The following is an 18,821-nucleotide window of genomic DNA, read 5'->3' as shown; positions in this document are numbered from 1 at the left end:
GATGGACCTGCTGAACGCCCTTGTGGCCATCCTGAACTTCGTGGTGATCCCCGCCGCCTCTTACGGCGCGCAACTGGCGCTTGGCGCGCTGGGGGTGACGCTGATCTATGGCATCCTGCGCTTTTCCAACTTCGCCCATGGCGACACCATGGCCTTTGGCGCCGCGATGGTGATCCTGATCACCTGGGGGCTGCAAGCCCTGGGCATCGGCCTGGGCCCGCTGCCCACCGCGCTGCTGGCCCTGCCCTTCGGCATCGCGCTCAGCGCGGTCTTCATCCTAGGCACCGACCGCGCGGTCTATCGCTTCTATCGCCGCAAGCGCTCGGCGCCGATCATCCTGGTCATGGCCTCGGTCGGGGTGATGTTCATCATGAACGGGCTGACGCGGCTGATCATCGGCGTCGATGAGATCCGCTTTGACGACGGGGCGCGCTTCGTCTTTACCGTGCGCGACTTTCGCGACTGGACCGGCCTGTCCGAGGGGCTGTCGCTGCGGGTCAGCCAGCTTATCACCCTGGTGGTGACGGCGCTGGCCTGCTGGGGGCTGTTCCGGTTCCTGAACCGCTCGCGCGCCGGCAAGGCGATGCGGGCCTATTCCGACAACGAGGATCTGGCGCTCTTGTCGGGCATCGACCCCGAACGGGTGGTGCGCCTGACCTGGCTGATCGCCACGGCGCTGGCGGTGACGGCGGGCACGCTTTACGGGCTGGACAAGTCCTTCAAGGTCTTCAACTATTTCCAGATCCTGCTGCCGATCTTTGCCGCCTCTATCGTCGGCGGCCTTGGCAACCCGCTGGGCGCGGTCGCGGGCGGCTTCATCGTCGCCTTTTCCGAGGTGGCCGTGACCTATCCCTGGAAGAAGATCGCCACCTATCTGGGGTTCGAGCCCCAGGGCCTGCTGCAATTGCTGTCCACCGAATACAAGTTCGCGGTCAGCTTCGTGATCCTGATCGTGGTGCTGCTGTTCCGGCCGACCGGCCTGCTGCGCGGCAAATCCGTCTGAAGGGGGTTTTCCATGTCGAACATCCGCCAAGCCGATGCCTCCAGCCCCTGGCGCGCGCCGATCCTGTTCCTGGTGCTTGCGCTGCTGTTCCTGGCCGAGGGCAGCTTTCGCAACGCGCTCTTTTCCGGCAGTTGGAACACCGCGCTGGCCATCCTGAACATGGGGCTGATCTCGGCCGTGATGGCGCTGGGGGTCAACATGCAATGGGGCTATGCCGGGCTTTTCAACGCCGGCGTCGTGGGCTTTCTGGCGCTTGGCGGGCTGGCGCCGGTGCTGGTCTCGACCGCGCCGGTCGCGGGGGCCTGGGCTGCCGGCGGGCCGCGGGTGGTCCTGGCGCTGCTGGTGGGGCTGGGCACGCTGGTGCTGGCGGCGCAGGCCTGGCGGCGCGTGCCGGGGCTGATGCGGGTGCCGGCGCTGGTCGCGGTGCTGGGCCTGGGCTTCGTGCTTTACCGCTGGCTGTTCGACCCGGCGGTGATGGCGATCGAGGCCAACAATTCCGCAAGCGCCGGCCATATCGGCGGCTTGGGCTGGCCGGTGCTGCTATCCTGGCCGGTCGGCGCGCTTTTCGCCGCCGCCGCGGCCTGGGGGGTGGGCAAGGTGGCGCTGGGGCTGCGCTCGGACTATCTGGCCATCGCCACGCTGGGCATCGGCGAGATCATCGTCGCGGTGATGCGCAACGAGGAATGGCTGTCGCGCGGGGTCAAGAACGTCTCGGGCATCCCGCGCCCGGTGCCCTATGAGCTGGACCTGCAAAGCGACCCCGATTTCGTGGCCCGCGCCGCCGAATGGGGGCTGAGCCCGGCCCTGGCATCGGGCATCTGGGTCAAGCTGCTTTACGCGGGCCTGTTCGGCGCGGTGCTGCTGGTGCTGATCCTGCTGGCGGAACTGGCGCTGAAATCGCCCTGGGGGCGGATGATGCGCGCCATTCGCGACAACGAGACCGCCGCCGAGGCGATGGGCAAGGACGTGACCCGCCGGCATTTGCAGATCTTCGTCATCGGCAGCGCGGTGATCGGGCTTGCCGGCGCGATGATGGTGACGCTGGACGGGCTGTTGTCGCCCAACAGCTTCAACCCGCTGCGCTATACTTTCCTGATCTGGGTGATGGTGATCGTCGGCGGCTCGGGCAACAACTGGGGCGCAGCCCTTGGCGCGATCCTGATCTGGTTTCTGTGGATCAAGGCCGAGGTCTGGGGGCCCGAACTGATGCGCCTGCTGACCGGCCCCCTGCCCGCGGGTGCGCTGCGCGACCATTTGCTGGGCAGCGCGCCGCATATGCGCTTCATCGCGCTGGGGCTGGTGCTGCTGCTGGTCTTGCGCTTCGCCCCGCGCGGGCTGGTGCCCGAGAAATGACGGCGGGGGCTTTTGCCCCCGCCAATTCCCCATCTTTCGTTCGGGGGCTTCGCCCCGCTCGTCGCTGACGCTCCTCGCCCCCCAGGATATTTGGGCACGAAAGAAGCGGTCAACTGCCGCGATAGGTCGAGAAGCCGTAGGGCGAGATCAGCAGCGGCACATGGTAATGGTCCTGTTCGGACATGCCGAAGCGCAAGGGCACCTGGTCGAGGAAGCGGGGCTTGGCCGCCTGGTGGCCGATGCCGTCAAGCCAGGCGCCGACATGAAAGACCAGCTCGTATTCGCCGGTCTGGAAGTCCGCCTGGGGCAGGATCGGCGCGTCGGTGCGCCCGTCGTGATTGGTCGCGGTCTGCGCGATCAGCCGGCGTTCCGGGTCCAGGCGGTAAAGCTCGATCCGCATGCCCTGTGCGGGCGTGCCGTTAGCGGTGTCGAGCACATGGGTGGTCAGATAGCCGGGCATTGTCGTCCTTTCCTTGGTCAATCCGCGAGCCGGGCGATGGCGGCGCGGGCCTGTTCGTTCAGCCGATTCGGGTCTGCGGTCAGCAGGTGGTGATCCTGCACCACGGCCCGGCCTTCCACATAGACCGCGCGTGGTCGGATCGGTGCGCAGAAAACCAGCGCCGCCACCGGGTCCCATTGCCCGGCGGCCGGCAGTTCCGAGACGTCCCAAAGCACCAGGTCGGCGCGCTTGCCGGGTTCCAGCGCGCCGATGTCGCTGCGGCCCAGCACGCGGGCGCCGCCAAGCGTGGCGATCTCGAGCGCCTCGCGGGCGCCCATGGCGGCGGGGCCGTCGCGCAGGCGGGCGACCAGCATGGCCTGGCGCGCTTCGAGCCCGAGATGGCTGCAATCGTTGCTGGCCGAGCCGTCGACGCCCAGGCCCAGGGCCACGCCCGCATCGCGCATCCGCCGCACCGGGGCGATGCCCGAGGCGAGCCGCGCGTTCGAACAGGGGCAATGCGCGACCCCGGTGCCGGTGCGGGCGAAGAGGTCGATTTCCTTGTCCGACAGTTTCACGCAATGCGCGTGCCAGACATCCTCGCCGGTCCAGCCCAGGCTTTCGGCATAGTCGCCGGGCAGCATGCCGAAGTTTTCCAGCGAATAGGCCACGTCCTCGGCGTTTTCGGCCAGGTGGGTGTGCAGTCGCACGCCCATTTCGCGGGCCAGGATCGCCGCGTCGCGCATCAGTTCCCGGCTGACCGAAAAGGGCGAGCAGGGGGCAAGGCCGACCTGCACCATGGCGCCGGCTTCGGGGTCGTGGAAGGCTGCGACCAGGCGTTCGCTGTCGCGAAGGATCGCGGCCTCATCCTCGACCAGGGCATCGGGGGGCAGCCCGCCCTTGGATTCGCCGATCGACATGGCGCCGCGGGTGGCGGTGAAGCGGATGCCGATTTCCGAGGCCGCCTCGATGCTGTCGTCGAGCCGGGCGCCGTTCGGGAACAGATACAGGTGATCCGACGAACAGGTGCAGCCCGAAAGCGCCAGTTCCGCCAACCCGATCTGCGTGGACAGGCGGATATCGCCGGGCGTCATGCGGCCCCAGATCGGATAAAGGCTGCGCAGCCAGCCAAACAGCGCCGCGTCCTGGGCCGCGGGCACGGCGCGGGTCAGGGTCTGGAACAGGTGGTGATGCGTGTTGACAAGGCCGGGGGTGACGACGCAGCCCCGCGCCTCGACCACCTCAGCACCCTCGGCCGAAAGGCCGGGGCCGAGGGCAGAGATGACCCCGCCCTCGACCAGCACGTCCCCGCCGGCGATCTCGCGCCGGGCGCCGTCCATGGTCACGACCACTTCGGCGCCCCGGATGAGCAGGCGTTTCGCCATCAATGCGCCTCGGCCGCGTGGGCTGTGGCGGCGATTTCCTCGTCGCTGGTATGAGGGGCGCCGTTGAAGAACCAGTTCAGCCCGACCGCCGCAAGCGCGGCCAGCAGGATGCCGGAATGGATCAGCGTGTGCATCGAATGCGGCAGCCACTGGTTGAAGTCGGGGGCGATCATCGGCACCATGCCCAGCCCCAGCGAGACCGCGACGATGAACAGGTTGTGGCGGTTGCCCTTGAAATCGACGGTGGACAGGATGCGGATGCCGGTCGCCGCGACCATGCCGAACATCACCAGCCCCGCCCCGCCCAGAACGGTGGTCGGCAGCGATTCGACCAGCGCGCCCATCTTGGGGATCAGCCCCAGCACGATCATGATCGCGCCGCCCGCCACGCAGACAAAGCGCGAGCGCACGCCGGTCACGCCCACCAGCCCGACATTCTGGCTGAAGGAGGTATAGGGGAAGGTGTTGAAAAGCCCGCCGATCGCGGTGCCCAGCCCATCGACGCGCAGACCCGCGGTCAGGGCCTTGGGGGTCATGCGCCGCCCGCAGATGTCGGAAAGCGCCAGGAACATGCCGGTCGATTCGATCATGGTCACGAACATGACCAGCAGCATGGTCAGGATCATCACCGGGTCGAAGATCGGCATGCCGAAATGCAGGGGCTTGATCGGGGCGAACCAGGCGGCCTCGGCAATGCCGTCGAAATGCATCATGCCAAGCGCCGCGGCCAGCAGCCCGCCGATGACGATGCCCAGCAGCACCGCGATATTGGCGACGAAGCCGCGGGCATAGCGGGCGATCAGCAGGATCGCCGCCAGTACGGTGATGCCGATCAGGATGCGCGGCAACGAGGCGTATTCGGGATTGGCGACCGTCGGCATCAGCCTGACGCTTTCGGGAACACCGCCGGCGGCGCGGGCGGTGTCGAGCCAGGACTGGGCTGCGGGATCGACAAGCTGCGGGGCGGTCGGGCCGACCGGCAGGCCGAAGATCCAGTTGATGCCGACCGGCATCAGGCTGACCCCGATCACCAGGATCACCGTGCCCGTGACCACGCTGGGGAAAAAGCGCAGCAACTGGCCGACCAGCGGCGCAAAGAAGATCGCGATCACCCCCGCCGCCATGATGGCGCCGAACATCATCCGCGCCCCTTCCTGCCCCGGATTGGCCGAGGCGATGGCGACCATCGGCCCGACGGCGGCGAATGTCACGCCCATCATCACCGGCAGGCGGATGCCGAACCATTGCGTGGCACCGAAGCTTTGGATGATGGTGACGATGCCGCAGACGAAAAGGTCGGCCGAAATCAGAAAGGCCACGTCCTGCGGCGACAGTTGCAGGGCGCGGCCGACGATCAGCGGCACCGCGATGGCGCCGGCATACATGACCAGAACATGCTGGAAGCCCAGGGCAAGCAGCCGAGGCGCGGCGACGCGCTCCTCGACCGGATCGAAGCCGGGGCTGGTAACGGGTTCTTGCATACGTCCTTATCCTCCCTTGTTCAGGACGCGAGCGGCAGGGGTCAGATTTCGACCTCTTGCGCCACCCCCTTGTGTTTGGCCAGTTCGACGACCGCCGCGGCCACCGCCAGGTCCTGCAAACCGACCCCGGTGCCGTCGAACAGCGTCACCTCGGCGCCGTCGCGGCCGGGACCCCTGCCGGCGACCACGGCGCCCAGTTCGCGGATCGCCTCCTGCGCGATCAGGCCCGCCGCGATGGCGTGCTGGCATTCGCCGATGCTGACCGACTGCGCGATCTCGTCGGTATAGATCCGGGCGCGGGCGACCAGCGCCGGGTCCAGTTCCTGCTTGCCCTTGGTATCGGTGCCCATGGCGGCGATATGGGTCGGGCCCTTGACATGCTGGTCCATCAGCAGGGCCGAGAAGGACGAGGTGATCGAGATGATCACATCGGCCTCGGTGCCCAGCCGGTCCAGCTCGACCGCCTCGAAGGGCAGGCCCAGCTCGGTGGCGGTATCGGCCAGGCGCGACAGCATCTCGGGATGCGGGTTCCAGCCGATGACCTTTTCGAACCGATGCACATTGGCCGCCGCCCGCATCTGGAAGGTGGACTGGTGGCCGGCGCCGATCATGCCCAGAACCTTGGCCCCCTTGGGCGCCAGATATTTGATCGACACCGCCGAGGCCGCCGCGGTGCGCAGCGCCGTCAGCAGGTTGCCGCCCACCGCCGCCGCGACCCGGCCGGTATCGGGGTCGAACAGGAACACCGTGGACTGGTGGTTGATCAGCCCATGCTTCTGGTTCAACGGCCAATAGCCGCCGGCCTTCAGCCCCAGCACCAGCGCCACGCCGTCAAAGCCGCCCTTGAAGCCGTAAAGCGCATCTTCATGGCCGATGGCCTCGCGCACCACGGGAAAGTTCCGGGCCTTGCGCCGGGCCATCGAAGCGAAGACCGCCTCGATGGCCTCGAAGGCCGCCTCGGGGGTCATCAGACCCGCGATTTGCTTTTCGGGGACGACCAGCATCAATAGGCCTTTCCGCGGGCCGAGACCGGCCAGACCACCTCGACCTTGCCGTTCCTGACGCCCACATACCAGTCGTGGACGTTGCAGGTCGGGTCGCAATGGCCGGGCACCAGCCGCAGCTTGTCGTTGACCTTCAGCACGCCGTCCTTGTCCTCGACCACGCCATGCTCGTCGCTGCACTTGATGTATTTCACATCATCGCGGCCATAGATGAAGGGCAGGCCGCTATCGACGGATTGCGCCTTCAGCCCCGCATCGACCACTGCCAGATGCGGCTTGGCGTGGCTCATGACCGAGGTCAGGATGAACAGCGCGTTTTCCCATTCGCCCTGGTCGATGCGCTTGCCCTCGGCATCGTGGATGCGGCCGTAATCGGCATCCATGAAGGCATAGCTGCCGCATTGCAATTCGTTGTAAACCCCCGAATTGCTTTCGAAATAATAAGACCCCGTGCCGCCGCCCGACACGTATTCGGGCTTGAGCCCCTCGGCCTCTAGCGCCGCGACGGCTTCTTTCACCTGGGCGATGGCGGCGTCCAGCTTGGCCTTGCGATCCTCGAAGCTGTCCATGTGCTGCATCGCACCCTGATAGGCCTGGATGCCCTTGAAGCTCAGGTTCGGGGCGGCATCGGCGGCCTTGGCGATTTCCACCACGGCTTCTTTGGTGGTCACGCCGCAGCGGCCCGCGCCGCAGTCGATCTCGACAAAGATGCCCAGTTCGGTGCCATGCCGTTGCGCCGCCGCCGACAGGTCGGCGATGTTGGCCACGTCGTCGACGCAGACCGTCACGGTCGCGCCCAGCTTGGGCAGGCGGGCCAGCCGGTCGATCTTGGCCGGGTCGCGCACTTCGTTCGTGACCAGCACGTCCTTGATGCCGCCGCGGGCAAAGACCTCGGCCTCGCTGACCTTCTGGCAGCAGACGCCGACCGAACCGCCCAGGCTTTCCTGCAATTTCTGCACATCCACCGATTTGTGCATCTTGCCGTGGCTGCGGTGGCGCATGCCATGCGCCTTGGCATAATCGCCCATCTTCTTGATGTTCCGCTCCAGCGCGTCCAGGTCCAGGATCAGGCAGGGCGTCTGGATGTCCCTTTCGTCCATGCCGGGCAGGGCGGGGATGTCATAGCCGACCTCGTAGCCGGCGAAATCCGCTTTCGCGTTCATGGGAATGCTCCTTAGATCCAGGGCAGCTTGTCAAGATCGACATTGCCGCCGGTGACGATGATGCCGACGCGCTTGCCGGCAAAAGCTTGGGGGTTCTTCAGGATAACGGCCGCCGGCACGGCGCTGCTGGGTTCCAGCACCACGCGCAGATGCTTCCAGGCCAGTTTCATCGCATCGACGATCTCGGCGTCCGAGGCGGTGTAGATCTCGCTGACGTGGTTCTGGACGAAATGCCAGGTCAGATCTTTCAGCGGCACCAGAAGCCCGTCGGCGACGGTCTTGGGCGCATCGTCGGCGATGATATGGCCGGCCTTGAAGCTGCGATAGGCGTCGTCGGCCTGTTCGGGTTCGGCCGCAATCACCTGCACTTCGGGCGCCAGCGTCGCCAGCGTCAGGCAGGTGCCCGAGATCATGCCGCCGCCGCCAATCGGCGCGACCACGGCGTCCAGCCCGTCCACCTGCTCGATGAACTCACGCGCGCAGGTGCCTTGGCCGGCGATCACCCGCGGGTCGTTATAGGGATGGACGAAATCGCCCCCGGTCTGGGCCTGCACCTTGGCAAAGGTTTCCTCGCGCGAGCTGGTCGAGGGCTCGCATTCGGTGATGACGCCGCCATAGCGCCGCACGGTGTCCTTCTTGGCCTGCGGCGCGGTGCGCGGCATGACCACGTTGCAGGGAATGCCGCGCAGCATCGCCGCATAGGACAGGCAGGACGCATGGTTGCCGCTGGAATGGGTGGCCACGCCCTTGGCCGCCTGCGCATCGTCCAGGCCGAAGACCGCGTTGGCGGCGCCGCGGACCTTGAAGGCCCCCGGCTCCTGGAAATTCTCGCATTTGAAGAATAGCTGCGCGCCGGAAAGCTCGTTCAGATAGTCCGAGACCCGGACGGGCGTGCGCCGGATATGCGGCTTGATGCGCTCATGCGCGGCCAGCATGTCCTGATAGGTCGGGATATACATGGCGTCCTTCATCCCTCAGGCGGCCTTTTTCAGCGCCGCGGCGGTGGTCTGGCGGTAATGGTCCTGCGCGGCGGCGACGCCCGAGCCAAGCCGGATCGGCAGGCCCAGATCGGCCATCACCATCTCGGCCGTGGCCAGCCCCGCCAAGGCCATGGCATCGGTCAGGCTGCCCAGGTGGCCGATGCGGAACACCTTGCCCGCGACCTGGCCCAAGCCGGTGCCAAAGGCCATGTCATAGGTGTCCAGCGCATGGGAGACGATCAGGTTGGCGTCGAAACCTTCCGGGACGCGGATGGCGCTGACGCTGTCGGAATAAAGCTCGGGGCGGGCGGCGCAAAGCTTCAGCCCCCAGGCCCCGACCGCGGCGCGCACGCCGCCGGCGATGCGGTGGTGGCGGGCAAAGACGTTCTCCAGCCCCTCGGCCAGGATGCGCTCGCAACTGGCGTTCAGCCCGTTGATCAGCCCGACCGGAGGCGTATAGGGATAGCCGTTGCGGGCGTAGCCTTCGCCCATGTCGCCGATGTCGAAGAAGGTGCGCGGCAGGCGGGCGCTTTCGACCGCCGCCATGGCCTTGGGCGAAAAGCCCAGGATGGCCAGGCCCGGCGGCAGCATGAAGCCCTTTTGGCTGCCGGTGACGGCGATATCGACGCCCCATTCGTCCATGCGGAAATCCATCGACCCGATCGAGGAAACGCCGTCCACGAACAGCATGGCCGGGTGCTTGGCCGCGTCCAGCGCGCGGCGGACGGCGGCGATGTCGGATTTCACCCCGGTCGCGGTCTCGTTATGCGTGGCCAGCACGGCGCGGATCTCGTGGCCCTTGTCGGCGGTCAGGATTTCCTCGAAACGGTCGGCGGGGATGCCTTCGCCCCAGGGGGTTTCGACAAAGGTCACGTCCAGCCCGTGGCGCTGGCACATGTCGATCCAGCGATGGCTGAACATGCCGTTGCGCGCCGCCAGCACCTTGTCGCCGGGCGACAGCGTGTTGGTGATCGCGGTTTCCCAGCCGCCGGTCCCGGTCGAGGGGAACAGGAAAACCTGTGCCTGCGTCGATTTGAGGACTTTCTTTACCCCCTCCAGCGCCGGGTGCAGCATCCGGCCGAACACCGGCGAGCGGTGGTCGATGGTGGGCATGTCCACGGCCTTGCGCATCTCCTCGGGGATGTTGGTCGGGCCGGGGATAAAGATCGGGTTCTGACTGGTCATGGCAATTCCTCCTGCGCTTGTGGACCAGGCTACGTTTTGCTGTCCACTGATGCAATTTTTCTGAAAAACATTTCGCAATCGCGGAAAAGTATCCTAAACGTAAGAGGAATCAGCCTGTTGGCCTTTTCCAAAGCGAAAACAGGATTTTCAAGAAATCCAGAAACAAGTCGAAAGGAAAAATTGAATGTCGGTGCAGATTCGCAAAAGAGGCCGTCCCAGGGGTCGGGCGGGCGGCCCGAATGCCGAGGATTCGGGCGGCATCCGGGCGCTGGATCGGGCGCTTGACATCCTTGACCTGATCGCCGTGTCCAGCGGCTTGACCTTGACCGAGATCGCGCAGCGGCTTGGGATGGCGCCTTCGACCGTGCATCGGGTGCTGGTGACGCTGGCGGCGCGCGGCGTGGCGGAAAGCGACAGCCAGACCCAGGCTTGGCATGTCGGGCCGACGGCCTTTCGCCACGGCTCGGCCTTCATGCGCCGCTCGGGCCTGGTCGAGCGGGCGCGGCCGCTCTTGCGCCGGCTGATGGAGCAGACGGGCGAGACGGCGAACCTGGGCATCCTGAACGGCGATGCGGTGCTGTTCCTGAGCCAGGCCGAAACGCATGAGACGATCCGCGCCTTCTTTCCGCCCGGCACACGGTCGGCGCTGCATGCCTCGGGGATCGGCAAGGCGCTTTTGGCCCATGCGCCGCCGGCGGACCTGAAACGCATGATCGCCGGCATGGCGCTGGAACGGTTCACCCCGACCACGCTGACCGACCCGCAGGCGCTGGTCCAGGATCTAGTCCGGATCCGGGCGCGCGGCTATGCGCTGGACAATGAAGAGCGCACGCCGGGGATGCGCTGCATCGCCGCGCCGATCTTCGACCTGGGGGGCGAGGCTGCGGCGGGCATTTCGGTTTCCGGCCCCAGCCTGCGCATGTCGGACGCGCGGCTGGCCTCCATGTCGCAGGCGGTGATCGAGGCGGCGCGGGCGCTGTCCTTTGGCATGGCGCCGGACCCGGCCCCGCGCGACGGGACTTGACTTGATTCGGCCGCACCGGACGGTCGGCGCGGATTCCGCCTGTAAAATCCGCCTTCTTGCCGGTCGAGTGCGCGTTAACCGCCGATTCACGTTCAGTTCACGCCGCTCAAAATAGCCTTCCTGTGACATCTTACCGCATCCTCGCCTGGGTCCACCGGCCCGGCTGTCCTGCAAGGAGCTTACGGCATGGAAGATCTCCCCCGACCTTGGCCCGAATACGACATGCCGCCGGCCCTGGCCCTGCCGCCGGATCCGGCCATGGATGCCGCGACCGGCCCCTCGCGGGCGGCCGGCCCCGCCAGCCTTTACGGCGCTTGCAGTATCGAGACCTATCGCGCCGCCGGGGCGCTGCATGCCGCGCATCGCGATGCGGGCGGGTTTCTGGATGCGGTGGACCGCTTTGCCGCGCCGGATTTCTGGCGCCGCGACGGGGCGGTCAAGTCCTGGATCTATGACCGCCAGCCCGTGCAGCACGCGCCCGGCCGCGACATGGATTCGGTGCGCGTCTTTTACCACGCCGGCCATGGCCGGATGGGTGACGACGGGGTCTTTCACCTGCCGATGGGCGCGCTTTGGACCGGGACGGATGCCTGCCTGACATCCGAGCGGATGCGGCTGGGCACCGATGCGTTGCGCTATCTGTTCTGGTCGACCAGCCAGGGGCTGCGGGTGGGGCCGGGCACGAACCCGCTTCATAGCTGGGCCAGGGCCAATCACGGGTTGCGGATGCTGTTCGGCTTTGATTCGATCTGCTGGGATTCCGGCCGCTACGGCGCGAATTTCTGGCGCCACTGGCAGATGGGCAAGCCCTTTGCGCAATCCTGGCTGGACGGGGCCTGGGACATCGCGCCCGACCAAAGCCCGGTCGCCTGCGCCTGTGGCCCCACCCCGGAAGCGGCGCTGGCCATGCTGTTTTCCGAGCGCCGCTTTCGGGCAGAATGCGGCAGCGCACAGGGCTGGGCCTGGCGCTGGCATGCGCCGGCCGCCGTCCACCAGCGCGCGCCCACGCTGACCGAGCCGCCGGCCGAGTTTTCCGCAGTCCGGCTGGTGCCGGTGGCGCAGGATCGCCATCTGGTTCAATCGGTGATGTCGCGCCTGGGGCTGGATGCGGCGCTGGCCGCCACCGATGCGCAGGGCGCGATTTCGCTGGCCCGCGGAGCGCTGCGCTTCCAGCGCGACTCGGAGGGGCGCATCCTGCTGGAGCTTGGCGATTGCGGGCCGGGCCGCGGCCTGCGCGAGATACCGCCCTGCCGCACCCTGGTCGGCCGCGCGCGCAATGCGCTGCGCCAGCACGGCTTCCTGCCGGCGGGAACCGAGCTTGTCTTTGACCGCGTGTCGCTGGCGCTTTCGGCGACGGCCAGCCTGTCGCGGCTGGACCAGCCGCCGGTGGAAAACCTGGACGAGATCATCGTGAAGTTCCGCCAAAGCATCGACGGCATTCCGGTGCTGACCCCCAATGCCGGCGGGTTGCGGCTGGCGATGCGGCCGGACGGCACCGTGCTGCGCATCGAATCGACCCTGCGCCGGGTGGCCGAGCGGATGCCGCCCCGCGCCCATCGCCACGGGCTGCCCGACGACCCGCCGCCGCCCAGGCGGCCCGAGGGCATGCCCGAACCCGAACCGCAGGCGATCCCCCGGATCCTGGCGCAGCATTCGGCGCGGCTGATGCGCGATCTGGCGGCGCGGGGGGCCGCGCCGCTCAACCTGCGCATCCTGCCGGGCACGACGGAAATCGGCTACGGAATCCGCAGCAACACCGCCCGCCTCGTCGCCCGCCAGGGCATCGAGATCGAATGCGCGCGCGGCTTTCGCAAGCGTTACTGGATCCAGTCCGACCTGGGCGACTGACGATCCGGTGGCCCGGAGGCGGAGGCAGCCGTCTCCGGGTTCTCGACCGGCTGCAAGCTGCAATGCCCGCATCCGCCCGCGCCCATCCCGCCTGTCGCGCCATGATGGCAGCGCGCGTTACAGGCCCGACGCCGTGATCCCCATCAGCCCGGCCATGCGCAGCGGCGCCACCGGATAGTCGGGCCCTGCCATCAGCTCCAGCGAGAAATCCGGCTCGATCCGGCGCAGACAGCGCAACGCCTGGGCCGCACCCGCCAGATCGCCCCGATGATAGCGCAACGCCGCCAGAAAGCGCAGCGAGGATCGGTTGTCCGCGGCAAAGGCATAGGCGGCGGCAGCGGAATTTTCGGCGTCGTGCAACCGGCCCAGGCGCAACTGCACCACGGCACGGCGCATCAGCCACGAGGCCGGGGCCAGTTCGGCCAATGCGCCGCGGGCGCCCCGCTCGGTCGCCTCCAACGCTTCAAGGTCGCGGCCGACATCGCTGAGCGCCTGCGACAGCGCATGGCAGGCCAGCACATTGTCGGGATCGTTGCGGCAGGCCGCCTGCGCCAGGTCCAGCGCCCCCACCGCGTCGCGCCGCCCCGACGCCGAAAGCGAGGCCACGGCCAGCACCACCGGATGGGCCGGGGCCAGGTCGCGGGCCCGCTGCGCCAGGGCCTCGGCCTCGTCGGCGCAGCGGGCCGGGTCGTCGGTCAGACGCTCGCAGATCAGCGTGTTGCGCAAATAGGACCGCAGGGCCAGGCCGACCGCGCTTTGCCGTTCGGGGGCCCAGCCGGCCAGGACGCGGTCGGCCGCCTCCAGCCGCTCGCGGGAATAGCTGAACACGTCCCAGACCGGAAAGACCTGGACCTGCGCCGCGGGACCCGTCCGCCGCGCCCGGTCAAGCAACGCCACGGCGATCTGCGCAACCGCATGGCGCATGGCCGCGGCTTCGTCCGCCGCCCCGATGGTAAAGCGCCGGGTCCAGCACCGCGCCCCCGTCGCGATGTCGCATATCGCCACCATCAGCGCGCAATCCGCGCCCGCCGCATAGCAAATGGCGCTAAGCTGGATGCCGGTCCGCGCCGTCCCCGCCCCGACCCGGTCGGCCAGCACCGCCGGAATCATCTCGCAGGCGCGCGCCGCCGCCTCGTTCACGATCATCGCCCCGATGGCATGGGCGCGCCCGCCATTGCTTTCGACCGGCGGCAAGGCGACCACATAGCCGCCCGCCGCCAGGCTCTCGCCGCGGCCGGCAAGCGCCAGGGCCGTCCAGGGCTGCAAGGCGCTTGGCCCGTCGCTTTCCGGCGTCAGCCTCAGACGCATGTCGCGCAGCCAGGTTTCGAATTCCGGGTCGGGAATATCAAGATCGGCGGCGAATTCGATCGGCGCCCCGCCGGCGTCATAGACCGCCGTCAGGTCGATGCGCAGCCGCTCGGGGTCCAGCCCCACCCAGCCCACGCCGGTCAGCAGGATGGCCTTTTCGGCCCCCAGCGCCGTGCGCAGCTCGCGCAGCATCTGGCGCAGGCTGTCCGAGCCGCGCTGCCGGCCGCGCTCGCTCCACAGCAGGTCCTGAAGCCGGGCGCGATTCAGCCGCAGGTCGGGCGCGGTGCCCAAAAGCGCCAGCGCGCCACGCGCCTTCTGGCCGCGGGGGGTCAGGTCCGCCCCGTCCGCGCCGCGCAGGCGCACCGTTCCCATCAGACTCAGCGTGGCTGGCATTCGATTCGCCGCATGGCTTCGCTATGACGCATATTGATCATAATGCCTTGGCGCCCGCGCGAACAGCCGCAGCCGGCCACAGCCGATCATTGCCTGTGCGCCGCACCTGCGCTATCGGGACGCAAAGCAAAGGGGAACCTGAAGATGACCGAGCGCAAGAGCGGCCTGTCCTATGCCGAGGCCGGAGTGGATATCGACGCGGGCAATGCGCTGGTCGAGCGGATCAAGCCCGCCGCCGCCGCCACGCGCCGCCCCGGCGTGATGGAGGGGCTGGGCGGTTTCGGCGCGCTCTTCGACCTCAAGGCGGCCGGCTATCTCGACCCGGTGCTGGTGGCCGCGACCGACGGCGTGGGCACCAAGCTGCGCATCGGCATCGACACGGGCGAACTGGACGGGCTGGGCATCGACCTGGTGGCCATGTGCGTGAACGACCTGGTGTGCCAGGGCGCCGAGCCGCTGTTCTTCCTGGATTATTTCGCAACCGGCAAGCTTGCGGTCGACGAGGCGGCGCGAGTCGTCAACGGCATCGCCGAGGGCTGCCGGCGTTCCGGCTGCGCCCTGATCGGCGGCGAAACCGCTGAAATGCCGGGCATGTATGCGCGCGGCGATTTCGACCTGGCGGGCTTTGCCGTGGGCGCGATGGAACGCGGCTCGGCGCTTCCGGCCGGGGTTGCGGATGGCGACCTGCTGCTGGGCCTTGCCTCGGACGGGGTGCATTCCAACGGCTTCTCGCTGGTGCGCCGGGTGGCCGAACACGCAGGGCTCGACTGGGCCGCCCCCGCGCCCTTTGCCGGCGGCACGCTGGGCCAGGCGCTGCTGGCGCCCACGCGGCTTTACGTGCGCCCGGTGCTGGCCGCGATCCGCCAGGGCGGCGTGCATGCCGCCGCCCATATCACCGGCGGCGGCCTGACCGAAAACCTGCCGCGCGTCCTGCCCCAGGGGCTCGGGGCCGAAATCGACCTCGACAGCTTCAGCCTGCCGCCGGTCTTCGACTGGCTGGCCCAGGCCGGACAGGTCGCGGATGCCGAGATGCTCAAGACCTTCAACTGCGGCATCGGCATGGTGCTGGCCGTCGCCGCCGACCGCGCCGGGGAAATCGAAGCGCTGCTGCGCGACCAGGGCGAAACCGTGATCCGCCTGGGCCATGTCGCGCCCGGCAGCGGCGTGCGCTACAGCGGCCGGCTGCGGTGAAACGCGTCGCCATCCTGATCTCGGGCGGCGGCTCGAACATGATCAAGCTGGTCGAATCGATGACCGGCGACCATCCGGCGCGCCCGGTGATCGTCGGCTCGAACGACCCGCAGGCGGCGGGGCTGGCCCATGCCCGCGCGCTGGACGTCCCCAGCTTCGCCATCGACCACCGGGCCTATCCTGGCGACCGCGCCGGGTTCGAGGCCGCGCTCCTGGAACCTCTGCTCGCGGCCCGGCCCGACATCCTGTGCCTTGCCGGCTTCATGCGCATCCTGACCCCGGACTTCGTGCAGCGCTTCCAGGGACGGATCCTGAACATCCACCCGTCGCTGCTGCCGAAATATCCCGGCCTCCACACCCACCGCCGGGCCATCGAGGCCGGCGACGCCCAGGCCGGCGCCTCGGTGCATCTGGTGACGCCGGACCTCGATGCCGGCCCGATCCTGGGCCAGGTCCGCGTGCCGATCCTGCCCGGCGACAGCGCCGAAACCCTGGCCGCCCGCGTGCTGGCCCAGGAACACCGGCTCTACCCCCAGGTGCTGCGCCGCTTCGCCCAGGGCGACCAAAGGCCGATCACCCTGACCGCCGCCTGAAAGATGGCGGGCGCGGCGCCGGCTTCTTTCGTGGCCAAATATCCTGGGGGTGAAGGCCCGGCACGGGCCTGAGGGGGCAAAGCCCCCTCCTTCCGCCCACCCTGCGCCCGCGCGAAAGATTTTCAACGCATCGTTAAGACAGCAAGGGGAAATGCGTGAATACTCGCAACCCCGCCGAACCGCTAGTCTTTCGCCAGCTAGACAGGAGACCAGACCATGTCCGATTTCGCCGTCATCTGGGATTGGCTCGGCTTCGCCATTCGCTGGACGCATGTCGTCACCGCCATCTGCTGGATCGGCTCGTCCTTCTATTTCGTCGCGCTCGACCTGGGGCTGCGCAAGGTGCCGGGCCTGCCGCCGGGCGCGCATGGCGAGGAATGGCAGGTCCATGGCGGCGGCTTCTACCACATCCAGAAATACCTGGTGGCGCCGGAACGGATGCCCGACCACCTGATCTGGTTCAAATGGGAAAGCTACATGACCTGGATCTCGGGGGCGGCGCTCCTGATGATCACCTATTGGGTCGGCTCGGAACTCTACCTGATCGACCCGGCCAAGATGGAGCTGGCGCCCTGGCAGGCGATCCTGATCTCGGCCGGCTCGCTGTCGATCGGCTGGCTGGTCTATACCAACCTGTGCAAATCCCGGCTGGGCGAGACCCCGACCCTGCTGATGCTGATCCTGTTCGTGCTGCTGATGGTCATGGGCTGGGCCTATGACCAGGTCTTCACCGGCCGCGCCACCATGCTGCACCTGGGCGCCTTTACCGCCACGATCATGACCGCGAACGTGTTCTTCGTCATCATGCCGAACCAGCGCATCGTCGTGGCCGACCTCAAGGCCGGGCGACCCGCCGATCCGAAATACGGCAAGATCGCCAAGCTGCGCTCGACGCATAACAACTACCTGACCCTGCCGGTGGTGTTCCTGATGCTGTCGAACCACTACCCGCTGGCCTTTGCCACCGAATACAACTGGGTCATCGCCGGGCTGGTCTTCCTGATGGGCGTCACCATCCGGCATTTCTTCAACACCATGCATGCGGGCGGCGGCATGAAATGGTGGACCTGGGCCGCGACGACGATCCTGTTCATCATCGTCATGTGGCTCTCGACCGCGCCGATGTTCCGCCAGACCCTGGAACAGGCCGAGGCGCGGGTCCTGACCCCCACCCAGCAGGCCATGATAGACGCGCCCGGCTGGGACGATGCCCATAACGCGGTAATGGGCCGCTGCTCGATGTGCCACGCGCGCGAACCCTCTTACGAGGGCATCCACACCGCCCCCAAGGGCGTGCTGCTGGAGACCCCCGACGACATCACCCGCGCCGCGCGGGAAATCTATATCCAGGCCGGCGTGACCGATGCCATGCCGCCCGCCAATGTCAGCTTCATGGAGCCGCAGGAACGCCAGGCGATCATCGACTGGTATCGCGGCCTGCCCAGGACATTCGCGCTGAACTGACCCGCGGCCCGGCTGGGCGGTCTGTCACGCGAATACCCCCCGCACCTCTCGCGCGATGAAATCGGCGAACAGCCGCACCTTGGGGTCCTGCAAGCGGCGATGCGGGGTCAGGACGCCGAATTGCGACGGGATCGGCGGATGGTCCGGCAGCACCTCGACCAGGCGGCCGGCGGCCAGATGCTCGGCCACCTCGTAGCGGGGGCGGTTGACGATCCCCCTGCCCTCCAGCGCCCAGCCGCTCAGCACGTCGCCGTCATCGGCGTCGAAGCGCCCGTTCACCAAAAGCTTCTGCGGCCCCTCGGGGGTTTGCAGCACCCAGTAATATTCCGGGCTGCGCGGATAGCGCAGCAACAGGCAGTTATGCGCAGTCAGGTCCTCGGGACGTTCGGGGCGGCCGTGCTGCTCCAGATAGCCGGGCGTCGCCACCAGCGCGCGCCGGCATTCCGCGATCCGCCGCCATTTCAGCGCCGAATCCTGCGGCTCGCCCAGGAAAAAGGCCAGGTCGATCCCGTCGGCGATGATGTCGACGTTGCGGTCCGACAGCCGCAGCCGCAGCTCGACCCCCGGATATTCGTCGCAGAATTTCGGCACCAAAGGCGCGATCAGTCGCCGCCCCAGCCCCAGGGGCGCCGTCACCCGCAAGGCGCCATGCGGCATCCCCGAAAAGCCCGAGACCACCGCCTCGGCCTCGTCCAGCGTCTCGATCACCCGGCGGGCATTGTCATAAAAGGCCCGCCCCACCTCGGTCGGGACCAGCTTGCGGGTGGTGCGGTTCAAAAGCCGCACCCCATAGCGCGTCTCAAGGTCCTTGATCCGGTTCGAGGCGACGGCCGGCGACATGCGCAGGTCGCGCCCGCCCGCGGTGATCGAGCCAAGCTCGACCACCCGGACGAAAACCCGCAGACTTTCAAGATAGGGCATGGTCTCAACCCGCCTCTTTCAAGGAATCGCTGAAAGTCTTATGCTCAATCCGAGATTTCGCAAAGAGCAATTCGCCTTTAGGCTTTTCC

General features: G+C 67.8%; 16 protein-coding genes. 7 read left to right on the top strand and 9 right to left on the bottom strand.

The annotated features are described in order from the left end of the window. The first annotated feature begins 1 nt into the window (after window position 1). Both F3H32_RS00400 and F3H32_RS00395 read left to right on the top strand, forming a co-directional pair. Window positions 2-1,003 carry a branched-chain amino acid ABC transporter permease gene (locus tag F3H32_RS00400; protein WP_149763398.1) on the top strand — a complete coding sequence of 334 codons (1,002 nt, stop codon included), beginning with the start codon at window positions 2-4 and terminating at the stop codon, window positions 1,001-1,003. A 12-nt stretch (window positions 1,004-1,015) separates the two neighbouring features. Beyond that, window positions 1,016-2,356, top strand: a complete 1,341-nt coding sequence (locus F3H32_RS00395) for a branched-chain amino acid ABC transporter permease (protein WP_149763396.1) — start codon at window positions 1,016-1,018, stop codon at window positions 2,354-2,356. A 109-nt stretch (window positions 2,357-2,465) separates the two neighbouring features. Here F3H32_RS00395 and uraH read toward each other — a convergent pair whose 3' ends face one another. The 7 genes from uraH to bhcA are packed head-to-tail and all read right to left on the bottom strand — an operon-like array spanning window position 2,466 to window position 9,990. After that, complete coding sequence (gene uraH / locus F3H32_RS00390; protein WP_115755142.1) at window positions 2,466-2,816, bottom strand: hydroxyisourate hydrolase; 351 nt, start codon at window positions 2,814-2,816, stop codon at window positions 2,466-2,468. A gap of 17 nt (window positions 2,817-2,833) precedes the next feature. Next, on the bottom strand, window positions 2,834-4,177 hold the full coding sequence (locus F3H32_RS00385; protein WP_149763394.1) for an 8-oxoguanine deaminase: 1,344 nt from the start codon (window positions 4,175-4,177) through the stop codon (window positions 2,834-2,836). Next, window positions 4,177-5,658, bottom strand: coding sequence for a nucleobase:cation symporter-2 family protein (locus F3H32_RS00380; RefSeq protein WP_149763392.1), 1,482 nt, complete (start codon window positions 5,656-5,658; stop codon window positions 4,177-4,179). Before F3H32_RS00380 ends, F3H32_RS00385 begins: the two co-directional genes overlap by 1 nt. Before the next feature lie 41 nt (window positions 5,659-5,699). Further along, window positions 5,700-6,662, bottom strand: a complete 963-nt coding sequence (gene bhcD, locus F3H32_RS00375; RefSeq protein ID WP_149763389.1) for an iminosuccinate reductase BhcD — start codon at window positions 6,660-6,662, stop codon at window positions 5,700-5,702. Then, a complete protein-coding gene (bhcC, locus tag F3H32_RS00370) occupies window positions 6,662-7,825 on the bottom strand; it encodes a 3-hydroxy-D-aspartate aldolase BhcC (RefSeq protein WP_149763387.1) in 1,164 nt (387 codons plus the stop codon). Before bhcC ends, bhcD begins: the two co-directional genes overlap by 1 nt. 11 nt (window positions 7,826-7,836) lie before the next feature. Continuing rightward, complete coding sequence (bhcB, locus tag F3H32_RS00365) at window positions 7,837-8,796, bottom strand: beta-hydroxyaspartate dehydratase BhcB (RefSeq protein WP_149763385.1); 960 nt, start codon at window positions 8,794-8,796, stop codon at window positions 7,837-7,839. A 3-nt stretch (window positions 8,797-8,799) separates the two neighbouring features. Further along, window positions 8,800-9,990, bottom strand: a complete 1,191-nt coding sequence (gene bhcA / locus F3H32_RS00360) for an L-aspartate--glyoxylate aminotransferase BhcA (protein WP_149763383.1) — start codon at window positions 9,988-9,990, stop codon at window positions 8,800-8,802. 184 nt (window positions 9,991-10,174) lie between these two features. Here bhcA and bhcR point away from each other — a divergent pair, with 184 nt between their 5' ends. Beyond that, a complete protein-coding gene (gene bhcR, locus F3H32_RS00355; protein ID WP_149763381.1) occupies window positions 10,175-11,014 on the top strand; it encodes an HTH-type transcriptional regulator BhcR in 840 nt (279 codons plus the stop codon). A 186-nt stretch (window positions 11,015-11,200) separates the two neighbouring features. After that, on the top strand, window positions 11,201-12,862 hold the full coding sequence (locus F3H32_RS00350; RefSeq protein ID WP_149763379.1) for a DUF6345 domain-containing protein: 1,662 nt from the start codon (window positions 11,201-11,203) through the stop codon (window positions 12,860-12,862). Between the two features lie 117 nt (window positions 12,863-12,979). On the opposite strand, the gene F3H32_RS00345 is transcribed toward F3H32_RS00350, so the two are convergent. After that, window positions 12,980-14,563 (bottom strand): SARP family transcriptional regulator, encoded by a 1,584-nt coding sequence (locus F3H32_RS00345; protein ID WP_149763377.1) that lies wholly within the window; start codon window positions 14,561-14,563, stop codon window positions 12,980-12,982. 144 nt (window positions 14,564-14,707) lie between these two features. Here F3H32_RS00345 and purM point away from each other — a divergent pair, with 144 nt between their 5' ends. The 3 genes from purM (at window position 14,708) to F3H32_RS00330 (ending at window position 17,811) form a co-directional block, all read left to right on the top strand. After that, entirely contained in the window at window positions 14,708-15,754 is a 1,047-nt protein-coding gene (gene purM / locus F3H32_RS00340) for a phosphoribosylformylglycinamidine cyclo-ligase (protein WP_115755150.1), read from the top strand. After that, window positions 15,751-16,347 carry a phosphoribosylglycinamide formyltransferase gene (gene purN / locus F3H32_RS00335; RefSeq protein ID WP_149763375.1) on the top strand — a complete coding sequence of 199 codons (597 nt, stop codon included), beginning with the start codon at window positions 15,751-15,753 and terminating at the stop codon, window positions 16,345-16,347. The genes purM and purN overlap by 4 nt, the downstream gene beginning before the upstream one ends. 216 nt (window positions 16,348-16,563) lie before the next feature. After that, window positions 16,564-17,811, top strand: a complete 1,248-nt coding sequence (locus F3H32_RS00330) for a urate hydroxylase PuuD (protein ID WP_149763373.1) — start codon at window positions 16,564-16,566, stop codon at window positions 17,809-17,811. 24 nt (window positions 17,812-17,835) lie between these two features. Here the strand turns inward: F3H32_RS00330 and F3H32_RS00325 are convergent, their stop codons facing one another. Beyond that, the gene (locus F3H32_RS00325) at window positions 17,836-18,732 is read right to left on the bottom strand and encodes a LysR family transcriptional regulator (protein WP_149763371.1); all 897 of its coding nucleotides are present in this window, start codon (window positions 18,730-18,732) and stop codon (window positions 17,836-17,838) included. Window positions 18,733-18,821 lie beyond the last annotated feature (89 nt).

Origin of the sequence: Paracoccus thiocyanatus (assembly GCF_900156255.1) — a bacterium.
Lineage (GTDB): Bacteria > Pseudomonadota > Alphaproteobacteria > Rhodobacterales > Rhodobacteraceae > Paracoccus > Paracoccus thiocyanatus.
Note: the sequence above shows the minus strand (reverse complement) of the source record. Positions and strands in the feature narration are given on the sequence as shown.